Source organism: Roseimicrobium gellanilyticum (genome assembly GCF_003315205.1).
Lineage (GTDB): Bacteria > Verrucomicrobiota > Verrucomicrobiia > Verrucomicrobiales > Verrucomicrobiaceae > Roseimicrobium > Roseimicrobium gellanilyticum.
The window spans coordinates 812,764-827,286 of the sequence record NZ_QNRR01000002.1 but is presented as its reverse complement, the minus strand read 5'-3'; the positions used below and the strand labels follow the sequence as shown (position 1 = coordinate 827,286).

Annotated in this window: 14 protein-coding genes; 10 read left to right on the top strand and 4 right to left on the bottom strand. The window is 59.9% G+C overall.

Annotation, left to right across the window (positions count from 1 at the left end; all coding sequences use genetic code 11):
- Positions 1-18 precede the first annotated feature (18 nt).
- From DES53_RS08725 to DES53_RS08715, 3 genes are all read left to right on the top strand, one after another.
- Positions 19-585, top strand: coding sequence for an LOG family protein (locus DES53_RS08725; protein WP_113957838.1), 567 nt, complete (start codon positions 19-21; stop codon positions 583-585).
- A gap of 124 nt (positions 586-709) precedes the next feature.
- Entirely contained in the window at positions 710-1,993 is a 1,284-nt protein-coding gene (locus DES53_RS08720; protein ID WP_113957837.1) for a hypothetical protein, read from the top strand.
- A gap of 135 nt (positions 1,994-2,128) precedes the next feature.
- Positions 2,129-2,869, top strand: coding sequence for an HPP family protein (locus DES53_RS08715; RefSeq protein ID WP_113957836.1), 741 nt, complete (start codon positions 2,129-2,131; stop codon positions 2,867-2,869).
- Between the two features lie 17 nt (positions 2,870-2,886).
- Here the strand turns inward: DES53_RS08715 and DES53_RS08710 are convergent, their stop codons facing one another.
- From DES53_RS08710 to DES53_RS08700, 3 genes are all read right to left on the bottom strand, one after another.
- Positions 2,887-3,171: a hypothetical protein gene (locus tag DES53_RS08710; RefSeq protein ID WP_113957835.1), complete on the bottom strand. Its 285-nt coding sequence runs from the start codon at positions 3,169-3,171 to the stop codon at positions 2,887-2,889.
- Positions 3,172-3,243: 72 nt separating this feature from the next.
- A complete protein-coding gene (locus DES53_RS08705; RefSeq protein WP_113957834.1) occupies positions 3,244-3,624 on the bottom strand; it encodes a hypothetical protein in 381 nt (126 codons plus the stop codon).
- Positions 3,621-6,074, bottom strand: coding sequence for an MMPL family transporter (locus DES53_RS08700; RefSeq protein WP_170156961.1), 2,454 nt, complete (start codon positions 6,072-6,074; stop codon positions 3,621-3,623). Before DES53_RS08700 ends, DES53_RS08705 begins: the two co-directional genes overlap by 4 nt.
- Positions 6,075-6,167: 93 nt before the next feature.
- Between DES53_RS08700 and DES53_RS08695 the strand changes: the two genes are divergently transcribed.
- From DES53_RS08695 to DES53_RS08680, 4 genes are all read left to right on the top strand, one after another.
- Positions 6,168-7,130 (top strand): chorismate transformation FkbO/Hyg5 family protein, encoded by a 963-nt coding sequence (locus tag DES53_RS08695; RefSeq protein WP_147263288.1) that lies wholly within the window; start codon positions 6,168-6,170, stop codon positions 7,128-7,130.
- A gap of 153 nt (positions 7,131-7,283) precedes the next feature.
- On the top strand, positions 7,284-7,943 hold the full coding sequence (locus DES53_RS08690) for a hypothetical protein (protein ID WP_147263287.1): 660 nt from the start codon (positions 7,284-7,286) through the stop codon (positions 7,941-7,943).
- Between the two features lie 13 nt (positions 7,944-7,956).
- Positions 7,957-9,552, top strand: coding sequence for a hypothetical protein (locus DES53_RS08685; protein WP_113957830.1), 1,596 nt, complete (start codon positions 7,957-7,959; stop codon positions 9,550-9,552).
- The gene (locus DES53_RS08680) at positions 9,549-10,358 is read left to right on the top strand and encodes a hypothetical protein (protein WP_113957829.1); all 810 of its coding nucleotides are present in this window, start codon (positions 9,549-9,551) and stop codon (positions 10,356-10,358) included. The genes DES53_RS08685 and DES53_RS08680 overlap by 4 nt, the downstream gene beginning before the upstream one ends.
- A gap of 43 nt (positions 10,359-10,401) precedes the next feature.
- On the opposite strand, the gene DES53_RS08675 is transcribed toward DES53_RS08680, so the two are convergent.
- On the bottom strand, positions 10,402-11,850 hold the full coding sequence (locus DES53_RS08675; protein ID WP_170156960.1) for a nucleoside recognition domain-containing protein: 1,449 nt from the start codon (positions 11,848-11,850) through the stop codon (positions 10,402-10,404).
- A gap of 187 nt (positions 11,851-12,037) precedes the next feature.
- Between DES53_RS08675 and DES53_RS08670 the strand changes: the two genes are divergently transcribed.
- From DES53_RS08670 to DES53_RS08660, 3 genes are all read left to right on the top strand, one after another.
- Positions 12,038-13,027 carry a MerR family transcriptional regulator gene (locus tag DES53_RS08670; protein WP_113957827.1) on the top strand — a complete coding sequence of 330 codons (990 nt, stop codon included), beginning with the start codon at positions 12,038-12,040 and terminating at the stop codon, positions 13,025-13,027.
- Positions 13,028-13,108: 81 nt separating this feature from the next.
- Positions 13,109-13,609: a low molecular weight protein-tyrosine-phosphatase gene (locus DES53_RS08665; RefSeq protein ID WP_113957826.1), complete on the top strand. Its 501-nt coding sequence runs from the start codon at positions 13,109-13,111 to the stop codon at positions 13,607-13,609.
- 18 nt (positions 13,610-13,627) lie between these two features.
- Positions 13,628-14,512: a fructosamine kinase family protein gene (locus DES53_RS08660; protein ID WP_113957825.1), complete on the top strand. Its 885-nt coding sequence runs from the start codon at positions 13,628-13,630 to the stop codon at positions 14,510-14,512.
- The last annotated feature ends 11 nt before the right edge of the window (positions 14,513-14,523 follow it).

Here is a 14,523-nt window from a genome sequence, read left to right as displayed (position 1 = left end):
ACGGGGCAGTACCGACGGATGCACCGTGTGTGTGTCTATTGCGGCTCGAATTTTGGGAATGACCCCGCCTTTCGCGAGGCGGCGGCAGCCGTGGGCCATGAAATGGCAGTACAAGGGCTGGGACTGGTGTACGGCGGCGGCAGCGTGGGCCTGATGGGTACCGTGGCAGACGCCGTGCTGGAAGGTGGAGGCGAGGTCATCGGCGTCATCCCCCGGAAGCTGGTGGAGCTGGAAAAGGAGCACCGCGGCCTGACCAAGCTCCTTGAAACGGACACCATGCATGAGCGGAAACGTCTCATGATGGAGCATGCCGATGGGTTCCTGGTACTGCCTGGCGGGTACGGCACTCTGGAGGAGCTGTTCGAGGTCATTGCCTGGCTCCAACTTGGCTTCCATCACAAGCCGGTCGGCTTGTTGAATGTCGACGGCTTTTACGACCTCATGCTGGCCCAACTTGACCACATGACTGCGAAGGGGCTGCTCAAGGCCGAGCACCGCGCCATGCTGCTGGTGGCCACTGAGGTGAAGGAACTGCTCGCCGCGATGCAGGCGTTTGAGCCGGTAGATGCGGGGAAATGGCTCTGAAGTAAGAGGCTGAACCGGTCGAGGTGCGCCGAGCGAGGACAAGCTTTGCCGCTCAGCTCCAAAAATATGCGCATAAAATACTGGTTTAAAGCGGTACTTGATTTACCCATTTCACCCCTTTTCCATGTCCCGCGACATCCATCCTCCAAAATGGCTGCCGTCCTGCCTGCAGGTCATCGCGACTTTGTTGGTCCTGACGGGTGCGCCTGTGCGGGGCGAGGATGTTCTGGAAGACGCCAACTGGCAGGCCTCGCGGGATCCCGTCGCCATGCTGTGGCGCCGTGTGGCGGCTGGTCAGACCAAGCTGGACACGTCATCCGACAAGGCCTTCCTTGGCAGCCTCCTGAGGGAACTGGACGTGCCGGTGGAGTCCCAGGTCCTGGTCTTCTCAAAGACGAGCCTGCAAAAGTCCCTCATTGGGCCGGCTACTCCGCGGGCGCTCTACTTTAACGAAGAATGTTACATCGGCTGGGTACAGGGCGGTGACGTGGAAGTCGTTTCCTCTGAACCTGGCGGGGACCTCCAATATTACCTGATCCATCGTCCAGGTCCCTCCCCTGCCCAACCGCGCCTCATCCGGTCCAACCAGTGCGCGAGCTGCCATGTTGGTGGAGAGTTGCAGGTGCAGTCCGTTTTCACCCGGCCCTCGGGCTATCCCATGGGAAACGAGGATCGTTTTGTCACCTCGTTTGAGAGTCCGCTGAGCGAGCGTTGGGGTGGCTGGTACGTGACCGGGCGCCACGGTGGAGATTTCCACATGGGAAATGTAACCACGGAAACCGGTCCCAAGGGCATGGTCCTGGATCGCAAACAGGGGGCCAATCTCGAATCACTGACCGGCTGGTTTCCGGTGGAGCCTTATCTCACGGGCACCAGTGATCTCGTAGCTCTCATGGTGCTGGAGCATCAGTACGTCCTTCACAATGCTCTCCAGGATGCTGCCCGCGTGGTAAGGCGCATGCTGGAACGCAAAGACAACAGCGACGCTCCGGACGAGGCTGCCCGGCAGCGCGTCGTGACGAAGCGCGCGGAGAAGATCGTCGAGCTGTTGTTGTTCACAGGCGAGTACCCGCTCAAGGACGGTGGAGTTGCTGGTGGTGACGCATTTCAGAACGCCTTCCGCCGCAACCGCAAGACTTCCACCCATGGAGCCTCGCTGAAGGACTTCGATCTGCATAGCCGCATTTTCACGCACCGATGCAGCTACATGATTCACTCCGCCACGTTCAAGGCGATGCCACAGATTCTGAAGGCCCGCGTGTATGCACTGCTGGATGATGCTCTCTCCGGTCGCGGAGGTACCGACTACGCTCATCTGGATGCAGTTGAATGCCAATCCATCCGCCAGATCCTCATCGACACGGAGTCCGAAATCCGAGCCGCCTGGGCTTCGAAACCAGAGTCCTGATCCTCTTCCACGAAACTTCACCTCTCAGTTCGCTCGCATGCCAAAACGTCAGTGCCTCTTTTCGCAGAATCGATCGTTCCTTGATGCCATTGCCCCTGTAGCCGCTTCTCGTCTTGTCATTCCGCCTGCCACGAGATGAGAGGTCTGATTTCCCTGATAGGTGTTGAGCTCAGTGCAGTGTCGCCGAAGGAGAAAATCCTCTCCGGTCTTGGAGGCCTTTTTGCGATCTGCCTGCTGGTCTGGAGCACGCATCACATCCTTGGCGTGGATAATGCCGCGTGTGTGATCGCTTCCATGGGGGCGAGTGCGGTCCTGCTTTTCGGCGTACCCCATGGCCAGCTCTCGCAGCCATGGCCGCTGATAGCAGGGCACGGTGTGTCGGCCATTCTGGGAGTGCTGTGCGCGCAGCATCTCGGCCATGATTGGATTGCCGCCGGATGTGCTGTGGGGAGTGCCATCCTCGCGATGCATCTCTTGAAATGCATCCATCCGCCCGGTGGTGCGACGGCCTTAACCGCCGTGCTCGGTGGCGATGCCATTCGCGCGCTGGGCTTTCATTTCGTCCTGTGGCCCGTGATGGTGAATGTGGCCATCATGTTGCTCGTCGCTGTTCTCTTCAACTGGCCTTTCCACTGGCGGCGCTATCCTTCGGTACTATCAAAGAGAAGGCACCCCAACAAGCCCCACCCCTTTGGCAGGGAAAACGAGCACGAGGACATCGTCAAGGCGTTGAAGGAACTGGATTCCTTCGTCGATGTGACCGAAGCAGATCTGATCGCGCTCTCACGCCAGATTGCCCGCGAGCGTGAAGCGAGATTGCTGAAGCAGGGGCGGAAGAAACACGTCCGTCGAGATTCGACCTCCCTGACGGCGTGAACTGCATTCCACGCTGATCAAGGATAACCAAAGGTGATATTGCCTTTGGGCAACTGAAGAACCAGTGCCTGAGGAATCTCTGCCCATGAGGGCTCTTTCAGAAAGAGCTTCGGGAATGATCGAATCATCAGTGACTCTGCCCAAGCCGCTGGGAAAAACAGATAGCCTTGCCAGTCATGGTTGAATCTTCTATAGTGGAAATACGCTCCAGCACTTCTGGCCCGACCCTCACTACGCTCAGCGAACTGGAAGTAGCCTCCGACATAGGTCAACAAGCACACGATCACGACCGCGAGAGCCATGGGGTGAGAAAATTTCCTCATGCCGGAGACTACAAGAAAGGTCGCGCCTGCCAAAGGGATCCGGATTCGTTCCTAACCATCGTGCTCCGCCAATCGCTTCTTGAGCAGGTCCACTCTCCTGGTAACGATTCTCGCTGGCCAATGGCTGGAATGACCAAGACCAAACCATAACCAGTCTTTGAATTCCCCCGGTGGCATGGTCTCAAACACTCCCAGCACTACGACGCGCTTACCGGACCAACGTTTCAGAACTTCCTCGTTGAATGAGAACGCACCCTCGGTGACGATCTTAATCGCTTCTCCAGCTATCCGCTCAGCTCTTGGCCAGTGTGCGAGGTAAAGCTCGGGAGGGGCAATCTCAGAATCGTAACCCAAGAGTCCCTCAACCTCGATACAATGGCCGTGGATTTGGTCCTTCGTGCCAAGGGCATCGTTGACGGTGAGGGTCTTCATTTTTGCACCGTACGTCCAAAAATCCAGCACCTCCAATGCGGCAGCAACCATAGTACGAGCAACAGAATCCAGACGGTTCCTGCTGCGCACGCAGTACCCAGGCTGGCCACGCCACGATTGTCCGCCACCACCAGACTCATGAAGCCAATGACGGTCGTGGCTCCGCAGAAGAACACGGCGCGACCAGTGCTGTGGCGCACACGGCGGACATCATTGCCATCACGCTTCATGGCGAGAATCGTGTGGATGCCATAGTCGATGCCCGTTCCCAACAGCAACGGCAGCGCCGCGAGGCTCGCCAGATTCCATGACTTGCCCACCAATGCCATCGTCGCCATGAGCGCTGCTACGCCCAAGGCCAGAATCAACACGGAGAGCAACAGATCCCGCCAGTTCCGATAGGCCAGGGAGAGCATGACGAGAAGGATGGCGATGATGGGCAGCATCTCGCGCGTGATGTCCTGCTGCACCCGCTCAGACAGGGCCTGACCCAGCGACTCCCAGGCCGCGAGACGTACGCCTGCTTGTGAGGACAGCTTCGCATCCAGTTCCGCAAGCTTCACGGGATCAGGATTCCCGGGCTGCCCTTTCATCTGCACAAAACCAAGAGCGACGAGCTTGCTGCCATCTCTCCCCACTCCGGTTGTTTCCTCCCTGCCGACAAACCTCCGCAGCAAGTCATCCGCCCCTGCAGCTGGAGTTGCAGCGGGGCGCATCTTGGGATTTGCCGCGATCTCTCCCAACCATTCTTCCCATGCCGACATCACGCCTCGGAAGAGGAGCAGCGTTTCCTCGGTGAAACCTTCCTTCAGGACTGCATCTTCCAGAACGCGGCGATGTTTCACGAACCACCCAATCCCAGGCTCGTTCGACTTTTGATACCCCTCGTGCGGCAAGAAGGTTGAAGGCAGAGCAATTCCCTCAATCACCCCTTCAAGCCGTAGCTTCGCGAGCAAAGCGCCGACCTCAGCAGCTTTGCTCTGAGCCCCGGCCGCATCTTCAAACGTCAGCACCACAGGCACGGTGGCGACGTCTGCTTTCCCCAGCCGTTGTTGTACGAGGTCCCAGTTCTCCGCCGCTTTGCTATGCGTGGGGCGCAACACTGCAGCGCCACCTTCAAAGGGGGGGAGGCCACGCCACAGTAGCACTGTCGCCACACCCGCAGCCATCAATACCGTCCCCACGATCGCATAACGATGCGTCACCATTCCGCCTCGCGTTCGTTCATGATCGCCATCCAGCACCCGATGCCGCACCGCCACATACGGCATGAAGGTCAGCATCACCAGCGCTCCGGTCACCACATTCATGCCCACCAGCAGTCCCAGTTCCGCAAGACCCGGCAGGCTGATGAAGAGCAGCGCAAAGAATACCGCTGAATTCGTGGCGGCACCCGCGAGGATGCCCGGCATGGCGAGCCGACGCACTCCCTGCGCATCGAGCTCCGGATGCGTCCGAGCCTCCTGCAGGATCAGAACGCCATAGTCCACCACGATGCCCAGCACGATGGAGGCAAAGCCCAGGCTCATCACCGTGAGCTTGCCCACGGTCCAACCCGCCAGGGATAGGGAGAACAGAATGCTCACCCCCATCAGCAGCAGGATCCAGAAGAGCGGCTTCCACCTCCGGTGCATGAACCAGTAGAGCGCCGCAATCAGCGCCGTGCCCAGCCCAAGCGTTCCACTCAGGTCACGTTCGATGCCGCCGCCGATCTCCGCCATGAACGCGGGTTCGCCCGTCATCCGCACCACGACATCGGAAAACTTGGCATCGGAACTGCGCCACGCAGCGACCACTTGGTCTACCTCCTTCAGCCATCCTTCTGCCTTCCGATAGCCCGAGAGTTTCTCCTTGGGAGTAAGAAAGAGCATGCGGAAGGTGCCATCTGCCGAGGAGGCTCCGAGCCCCGCTTCCTGAAACGCCATCATCTGGCCGAGGTCCACTCCCCCCAACAGCCCCAGCGGATCATACTGCCAGCGCTGCACCACTCCGGGATCAGGGGAGCTGGCCAGTTCCTCCAGCACGCGTTCGAGGTGCTTCTGGGGGCCGTCGGTCCCCTCAAGCCGCCTTCGGACCGCCTCCAGTTTCAGGGGGTTGCCGTTTTGCAGGACCCAAGCCAGCAGCGCCCCGGCGGTCTCGGAATTCTCCATGGAGTCCCCTTCCTGAACGGTCCGGCACAAGTGGGCAGCCTCGCGGAACCGGCCTGCCAGCGAGGTCACAGCAGCCTTGGCCGTTTCCGCGTCCAGGGACTCCACCGACACCACCAGATCCCCCCCTCCTGCAAAGGCGTCGCGGAGGGTCCGCAACGCCCCGACCTCCGGCAGATCCGGCGGCAAGGTCGAGAGCACATCCGGGTCCAACCGCAATCGTGAAAGTCCCGCCGTCACAAAAGCGACTGCAGCAACAACCACAACTAGAATGACCGGCGTGTGTTTCCCGGAAAAAGACATCTGACTCAGAATAGACAGCCCCTTTCGCCCGTCCATCCCAGTACGCAAATGTTTGACATTCCCATATCAAGCCGCCAAAACAACCCGATGCCCATGCCCGCCGCAGTCACCGACGAGCCGCAAATTCAGATTCATTTCGGAGAGAAAGTTTCCCAGATTACGGGGGGCGAGGGTGCGGGCGTGTTGCATTTGGGAGTGCCTTGGCTGGCAGGCCGCAAAACCGAAACCGTGGCGTTGCCCAAGGGGCGCGCCGGGCGCTCGGGCAATCTTATCACGCTCGAGAATGAAACCCACCTCATCGGGGCGGCCACCATTGATGTCTCCACCCGCATGGAGGAACCCGTGCACCAGATTTATCGGGAGGTGCTGAATGCCTGCTCCTCCCGAGGCATGCACCTGCACCGCGCTTGGAATTACGTCCCCAAAATCAACGAGTTGGACCACGGACTCGAGCGCTACCGTCAGTTCAATATCGGCCGCTGGCTGGCTTTCGAGGAGTCATTCGGTCGGGACTTGCGTTCCTTCATGCCCGCTGCATCCGCAGTGGGAGCCGAGGGTGGGCAGTTCGCCGTGCTTTTTGTCGCGGGAAAGACGCACCCCCAGTATCTGGAGAACCCCTCCCAAGTGCCCGCCTACCACTACCCGGCCGACTACGGTCCCCGCCCGCCGAGTTTTGCCCGTGCGGTCTTGGTGAAGTGTTCCCGGGAAACCGTCGGCTACCTGAGTGGCACGGCCAGCATTGAGGGCCACCGCAGCGTGGGTGAGGGCGACTGGCACACCCAGTACCGCACCACCATGCACAACATCCAAATCATGTTTGAGCGCATGGGCATGGCGCAAATGCTCAAGCCGAAGTCGCGGAACGCCCAGTCGAAGCTGGTTATGCGCGATTTCAAGGTGTACCTCCGTCACCCGGAGGCCCTGCCCCTGGTGCAGGAATGGCTCGCCGAAGAAACGGGCCTCACCGGCGAAGAGGTGATGTTCCTCAAGGCAGACATCTGCCGCGCGGAACTGGACTTGGAGATGGAAGCGGTCGTCTCGCGACGTACTGGTTAAGTCGGCGAATTGGTCTTGCCGTAACCCCCCGCTTTTTCTAGCCTGTGAGATAGAATTCCTGGCAAATCCTTGTCCTTCGCAACCGCTTCATCCAGTACCCCATCCCGACTCCGTGCCTGTGGCAGATGGCTCGCCAAGGGATGGTGCATGCTCATGCTCGCTCTGCCCCCTGCGCTGACCAGTGGGGCACAGGATGCCGGACCGGATTTGCGCTCGCTGAAGGCCCAGCTCCGCAGGGAACTGCTCACCGCCGCCCTGCCTGAGCAGAAAGCTCAGCGTGAGGCACTGCTGGCGTTGGAGAAAAAATATGCCTCTGCCCAGGACTACTCCGGCGCCATCAAGGCACGCGACGAGCGCCAGCGCATTGAGCAGGAGATCACGATCATGGAAAAGGAGCTGGCTGCGCTTGGCCAGCGTGCCACTGCCGTGGGGGCCTCGCGTGCCCCGGAGCGCATCGAGCTGAATCTTTCCGAGGCTGCCCTCTCAGGCGTACGTTTGGATGCAGGCGACAAGTCACTGACCGGCTGGAACGCCACCGGAGCCAGCGCTACATGGAAGCTGCCCAATCTCCCTGCAGGTGGCTATGAGGTCTCGTTGAATCATCAGGGAAGCAATGCCAGCGCCTCACTGAAGGAGAGCTTCTACACACTCACGTCCGATCTCAAGCCGGCCAAAGACAAGGTGGTGACTCAATCTTTGGGAACCTTGCGGGTACGTGATGGTGCAGGTTCCCTGACTCTGACCATAGGTCCCGCAGACAAATGCGCCAGCCTGCGCATTTACTCCGTGGTACTGGTCCCTGCCGCGCGCTGAACTGCCCTTCCCCATGATTGCCCGCTGGTCAGCTTCGATTTTCCTCACGCTCCTGCTGGCTGGCAACGTCGCGTCTCAGACGACACCCGCACCAGCACCGGCGACAGCACCCACCGAACCTCCGGATCTGATCCAAAAGCGGCAGCAGTTCATGACTCGCGCTCTCACGGGTTCCCAATTGCTTTCCGAGCAGTTTGCCAAAGCGCTGGCCGCCCTGGCGCGTGAGGCTGGTGTCGCTGGCGACTACGAGCTGGCGCTCAAGGCGCAGCAACGGCGTGAAACTCTCGCCGCCTTGTACAGCAGCGCGTTGGAAGGCTCCGCCATTTCAAATGTCATTATCTTGCGGGCAGCAGAGGCCCGTGTCGGCGGCTCCGTAAGCCATGACCGGGCCAAGGACGTGCTGGTGGGATGGAAGGCCGTGGGCAATGTCGCAAGCTGGGGCGTGTCACGCATTGCTGCCGGCAGCTACGATGTCGTCATCACCTATGGTGTTGCCGATGTTGGGGATCCTCCCAGCCGCCCCAACCCATACCTCGCTGCTCCGGACCTCACCACGGGAGGTGACTTTGAGTTCTACGAGGACTCTAGTTTGTCCGGAGCCGCCGCCAATCGCCGCACCGGAACCGTGAGCAGTACGGGCGGTTGGGGAGAGTTCTCCACAGTCACCCTGCCAGCCATCCAATTGACGCGAACCAACGCGACATTCGCGCTGAAAATCACAAAGGCAAAAGGTGAAGGGGGGGTGATGCATCTCAAGGAGATTCGCCTCACTCCCGCGAAACCGGTGACCGCCGAAGCTGCGGCTCCCGCGCTCGATGAAAATGGCCAACCTCTGCCACAAGTGGATGAGCTGACGAAACTGAAGCAGGATCATCTTGAGCGCCTGAGGCAAAAACTCATGCCCATCTCGGTGGACTACACGGGAAAGCTTTCTTCCCTCGCCACCACCCTGGCCAGAAATGCCGAGGCGGTGGAAGATTTGCAGAACGAGGTGAAGCGTGTGGAGCGCCTGGGGGATAATCCTCGCTCCTTGCTACAGCTTCGTGACCGCAACCGTCCGGTAGCCACTGCGGCTCTTGCGGATGGGATGCATGAAATGCGTGATGCTATCTACGTGGCCGCTCCGGAGAATACCGGGGACCGATTCATGGTGGCATGCAATGGAGAAACTTTTCCTGTGCGTCTCATGTGGGTCAGCTGTCCCCTGCCCGGCCCTGTCACTCCCGGAGCCTCTGGACAGGACCCCGCCAAATACTTCGGCCTCAATGATGAAGACATCACTGCCATTGGGATCATGGCACGCGACTTCACTGCCGAGTATCTTAAAGAGAAACCGCTCCGGCTTGTTACCCGCGGGCTGAAGGATCCTGATGGAGCTCTGCTGGTGTCCGTGCAGACAGAAGCGTTGGGCGATTTTGCAGGTGCGCTTGTGGACAATGGACTTGCCATGGTGCATCAGCCCGTCGCGAGGGCCCGTGCCGCGAAGCTGCATGAGGATGCAGCCCTCACCGTGTTGCGTGAACGCGAAGCGGCAGCCAAATCGCGCCACATCCCACCTGGAGCCTGGTCGCGCGCCTCAGATGCCACCCCTGCCACTCCTGGTACATGACTGTCCGCTTCATCAGTGTTTCCATAGGCTTTTGCAGTCTGTCGCTCTGGCTGGCTGGCAACCTGACCGCACAACTGCCGCAGGCACCGCTCCTCGATTCCTTTGTCTCTCCTGAAGCCCGGTTGGAAATGATGGAGAAAACGTATGCCACGAATCTCCGCCCGATTCACGGCCCGGTCATGCAGGACTACCTGCGTGAGCTCGAGCTCCTCAAGAACAAAATGACGGCGAGCGGTCGTGCCGCAGAATCCCTTGCGGTGGATGCAGAGATTGCACGCATTCGGCAGGCCATGTCTACGACGGGCACCTTCCCTTTTGTAGCCACCGGCGAAGGGGCGCCCGCTGATCCCGCGAAAGCGACAACTCCAGAACCTGCCAAGCCTGCGTCGGAACCAAACGCTCCACGCACGGTGCTGACCCTTCAGGCCGCCAAGGCCAATGGCAACACGCTTGCGGCTGGAAGCGCCGCGCCTCTGGGTTCGCTCGACTGGACCGTGGAGAAACTCGCCGCGGGCACTTATGACGTGGCGATGGTCTTTGCCTGTGCACCGATGGAGGCCCCTGAGAAGCTCACGCTGAGCCTGGCAGGAGTCGCACATCCCTTCACACTTCCGGCTGATCGCTCCACGGGATCCGTAAAAGACTTCCGTATCTTCCGATTTGGCACCGTCACGGTGGAGAAGGATGTGGCAGCCGGAAATCTCCGCCTTCAGTCGGAGGCGGTCACGCCAAAGCTCATGATCCGGAGCGTCATCCTATCTCGTCCCAAGGTCCCCGCACCCCGACAGCCTGGCACGACACCGTAGCTTACGTCGCGGGCTTTGTAGGGACTTAAGTGGTGTATAACACCTAGACCCTGGCGAAGAGCAGCCAGCCAAGTGCAATGGCGGCGGTCATCCCCACGGCGTCTGCGCAGAGTCCGGCCGCCAGAGCATGCCGTGTGCGACGGATGCTCACACTGCCGAAGTACACGGCCAGCACGTAGAAAGTTGTCTCCGTGGAACCAAAGAGAATGGCCGCAGTATAACGCAAATGATCCGTTGAGGCCGGATTGAAGATGATCTCATTCAGGAACCCCGATGACCCAGAGCCACTGAGGGGACGCATGATGGCAAGTGGGAACAGATCCACGGGCATGCCGATGACCGAGAGCACGGGACGCAAGGCATACTCGATCAGCATGAGAGCTCCCGAATCCCGGAAGCAGACAATGGCGACAAACATCACGAGGAGGAACGGCATGATCCTCGTCACCACTCCAAATCCTTCCTTCGCGCCCTCCGCCATTTCCTCGAAGACGGGAATCCCTCGAGCCAGGGCCCATAGCACCACGCCAATCAGGATCAGGGGGATCGTCAGCGTGGACAGCTTGAGCAGTTGCTTCCGCCACACGGACTCCTCCTTCTTGGGTTGATCCACCACGACGGGTGCCTGCGCTTTCAGTTCCTTTTCCCTTGCCGCAGCAGCCTTGGCGTCCGAGTCGGCTTCTGTCAGCAGCTTTTGAAGCCCCGTGGCCTCCAGCACTCTCGCTCTTTGTTCAGGAAGGAACTCCAGAAGCGCTCCGAACATGAATGCCGAGGCAGCACCGTAGACCAGAATGGCACGGACGGGAGGCATGCGGTAGGGCTTTGCAGATGCTTCTCCAGATTTGCTCGCTGCGGGTTGGGCATCGGAAGTCGTGGGCGCCGTGGCTACCACATCATCAGGCCGTGGCCGAAACATGGGAAGGCGTTGAAAAAACATGGCCGCCAGGATCCCCGCAGTCGTCGAACAGATGGTGGCCAGGATGGTAGGCAGAATGATGGACTGCGGATTTTGCACGCCACCGGCATTCAGGTAGTTGAGCGAGGTCATCGGCAGGAGGGTAAATCCCGCCGTGTTCAGGGCGAGGAACATGCACATCGCGTTGCTGGCGCTTTGCTTGTTTGGATTCAGTTCCTGGAGATGGGTCATGGCCTTGAGACCCATGGGTGTGGCTGCATTTCCCAGTCCCAGCATGTTCGCGGCGATGTTCATCGTGATGGCGCCCATCGCGGGATGATCTTTGGGCACCTCGGGGAAGAGAATCCTCAAAAGCGGCGAGAGAAGCTTCGCCACGACATTCATCATTCCCCCCTTCTCCATCACCCTCATGATGCCCAGCCAGAGCATGATGGTGCCGGCCAGCGGAAGCGCAATCACCATGACTACCTTGATGCAGATGTCGAACACCCCCGTCACCATCGCGTCCAGCCTCCCAAACAACGCCGCAGCGATGATTCCTGTGACGATGAGGAACGACCAGACGTAATTCAACATGAAGCCGTGCTTTAACAGGATGCCAGCACTTGGCAAGTGCGGCATGGCCGCAGCGGTGTAGATTGCATCAAGGTTCGTACAGGCTTGCTTTTTTCGTCCCGTTCTTTTGAATTGTCCGCTTCCAGCCAACCGTTCCGTCACCTTCGCACGTAATCTGACCATCCCATTGTAGACCCTCTCTGTATTCATGTCCGCCCCCTCTCGTGAACTGCGCCATCCCATCAAGGTCGTGTGCCACCGCACCGGTCTCACGGCGCACGTGATCCGCGTTTGGGAGAGGCGCTATGGACTGGTCTGCTGCAAGCGCACGGACTCCAACCGGCGTCTCTACTCGGATGAGGAAATCGAACGTCTCCGGCTTCTGAAACAGCTCACGGGATGTGGTCATCGCATCAGCCAGATTGCCTGCCTGTGCCTGGATGAGCTCTACCACCTGCACAAGAAGGAACTCCCCGAGCGCATCGATGCTCCAGCGCCGGTGCCAGACCTCACCCACGCCACGCCCGATCAATGTCAGGCAAGGTGCATGGATGCAGTGAAACAGTTGGACTGTTTCACGCTGACCAAGCTCCTGGAGGAGGCCTGCCTGCGCTATGGAGCGCGGACCACCTTGCTGCGAATTGTTTCGCCGCTGGTGTATGAGGTCGGAGAAGCATGGCGCAAGGGAGAGCTCCGGGTATCTCACGAGCACCTTGCCACTAATGTGGTCCGTGATTTTCTTGCCATCGGGGCACGGTGCTACCAGCCACCTCCTGATGCGCCTGAGATTGTGGTGACCACTCCCAGCGGGCAATGCCATGAAGTGGGTGCCCTTCTTGCTTCAGCAGTCGCCCGGGATCTGGGCTGGCGTGCGACCTATCTTGGCCCCTCCCTGGCCGCGGAAGAAATCGCCGCGTGCGTGCAGACCCGCCGGGCACGTGCCGTGGCCCTGAGCCTCGTGTATCCGTCGGATGACCCCAATGTGCCCGCGGAGATCACCAAGCTGCGGCAGCTTCTTCCGTCCTCTGTCGCCTTGCTCATGGGTGGTCGTGCCGCCTTTGGTTATCACCGGGCTGTTCGTATCCCCGATGTGCGCCTCGTAGATTGCCTCGCCTCTCTGGAGGGCGCCTTGGAAGAACTGGTGGGCAAGGTGGAGATGGCCACGGATCCTTTCACGGGATTGCTGGTGAAGAATTGAAGCTGGCGTCGCTTCTCGTGTTTCTACTGCAGCGGCCTTGCAGGTTGCGCAGGCTTCCTGCCCGTTCATAGGTTCGCATTCATGCCCCCAGCCTCCTCCCCCACCCGCATCTTGTTCGTCTGCATGGGAAACATCTGCCGCTCGCCTGCTGCGGAAGGCGTGATGCAACACATGATCGACGAAGCGGGTTTGGGCAATGAAGTTCAGGTCGATTCCGCAGGAACCATCGGCATGCATGCGGGCAACCCGCCGGACTCACGCATGCGCAAGGCAGCTTCGCGACGTGGCTACACCCTCAATCACGCGGCACGCCAGTTGCGTCCGTCCGATCTGGAGGCCTTTGATCTCGTGCTGGTGATGGATGAATTCAACCTCGCTGACGCCAACCAGCTTGCGGGCGGGGCTCCTCGCAAGGCGCGCATGCACCTCTTCTGCGAATACTGCACGGAGCATGATCACACCGAGGTGCCGGATCCCTACTATGGCGGGCCGGAGGGATTCGAAGAAGTGCTGAACCTGCTGGAAGACGGATGCGCCGAGCTCGTGCGCCGTCTTCAGAACGGCACGCTTCTGGCACGCTGAGAGCAGACCCATTCGTTCATGGACGCGGCGCTGCTCCACGCCATCGGCACGGAGATAGAGCGTGCCACAGGTCATTCACTGGGCGCCTGCGAGGCGCGGCCTGTGGGAGGCGGGTGCATTCATGAGGCGTATGTGCTCGTGGCATTCACGCCGTACTTCGTGAAGGTGAATGCCATGGCGAAGGCTGGATTGTTCGATGCAGAAATGGATGCGTTGCGGGCCCTGGCTGCCACAGGAGCGATCCGTGTGCCGCGTCCCGTCACCATCGGCAGGCACGGGGATCGGAGCTTTCTGGTCCTCGAGCATGTGGCCATGGGCTTGAGCGGAGCCTCGTCTTGGGAGACTTTTGGAGCGCAGCTCGCTGCCATGCATCGCCACCTTTCTCCTGACAGGTCGTACGGGTGGCACTGCGCGAACTACATTGGCGTTACCCCACAACCAAACGCAGCCAGTCGCGACTGGCTCATCTTCTGGCGTGAGCAGCGGTTGGGATTTCAACTGAAGCTCGCTGGAGAACAAGGCGTCCGATTCACTGGTGCGGAACGCTTGCTGGAACGTTTGCCTCTGTTCTTTGAAGGTTATGCGCCGGAGCCATCCTTGCTGCACGGCGATCTTTGGAGTGGCAATGCCTCTTTCACGGATGACGGGGTGCCCATCATCTATGATCCTGCCAGCTACCATGGCGATCGCGAATGCGATCTCGCGTTCACCGAACTCTTTGGCTCCTTCCCTGCCGCGTTCTACGAGGCATACGACCAATCATGGCCACGACACCGAAACTGGCCGATGCGCCGTGACCTCTACAACCTCTACCATGTGCTCAATCACTTCCACCTCTTCGGTGGAGGGTATCGTTCACAGGCACAGCAGATGATTCATGAGCTGAACCGGCTTGTTTCGTAAGCAAGCCGGTT

Excerpts from the sequence above, each read along its gene's own strand:
- DES53_RS08670 (WP_113957827.1), top strand. The coding sequence starts at position 12,038 with ATGTCCGCCCCCTCTCGTGAACTGCGCCATCCCATCAAGGTCGTGTGC.
- DES53_RS08675 (WP_170156960.1), bottom strand. The coding sequence starts at position 11,850 with ATGTTGAATTACGTCTGGTCGTTCCTCATCGTCACAGGAATCATCGCT.
- DES53_RS08710 (WP_113957835.1), bottom strand. The coding sequence starts at position 3,171 with ATGGCTCTCGCGGTCGTGATCGTGTGCTTGTTGACCTATGTCGGAGGC.
- DES53_RS08695 (WP_147263288.1), top strand. The coding sequence starts at position 6,168 with ATGCCCGCCGCAGTCACCGACGAGCCGCAAATTCAGATTCATTTCGGA.
- DES53_RS08725 (WP_113957838.1), top strand. The coding sequence starts at position 19 with ATGCACCGTGTGTGTGTCTATTGCGGCTCGAATTTTGGGAATGACCCC.
- DES53_RS08720 (WP_113957837.1), top strand. The coding sequence starts at position 710 with ATGTCCCGCGACATCCATCCTCCAAAATGGCTGCCGTCCTGCCTGCAG.
- DES53_RS08665 (WP_113957826.1), top strand. The coding sequence starts at position 13,109 with ATGCCCCCAGCCTCCTCCCCCACCCGCATCTTGTTCGTCTGCATGGGA.
- DES53_RS08715 (WP_113957836.1), top strand. The coding sequence starts at position 2,129 with ATGAGAGGTCTGATTTCCCTGATAGGTGTTGAGCTCAGTGCAGTGTCG.
- DES53_RS08660 (WP_113957825.1), top strand. The coding sequence starts at position 13,628 with ATGGACGCGGCGCTGCTCCACGCCATCGGCACGGAGATAGAGCGTGCC.
- DES53_RS08705 (WP_113957834.1), bottom strand. The coding sequence starts at position 3,624 with ATGAAGACCCTCACCGTCAACGATGCCCTTGGCACGAAGGACCAAATC.
- DES53_RS08685 (WP_113957830.1), top strand. The coding sequence starts at position 7,957 with ATGATTGCCCGCTGGTCAGCTTCGATTTTCCTCACGCTCCTGCTGGCT.
- DES53_RS08690 (WP_147263287.1), top strand. The coding sequence starts at position 7,284 with ATGCTCGCTCTGCCCCCTGCGCTGACCAGTGGGGCACAGGATGCCGGA.
- DES53_RS08680 (WP_113957829.1), top strand. The coding sequence starts at position 9,549 with ATGACTGTCCGCTTCATCAGTGTTTCCATAGGCTTTTGCAGTCTGTCG.
- DES53_RS08700 (WP_170156961.1), bottom strand. The coding sequence starts at position 6,074 with ATGTCTTTTTCCGGGAAACACACGCCGGTCATTCTAGTTGTGGTTGTT.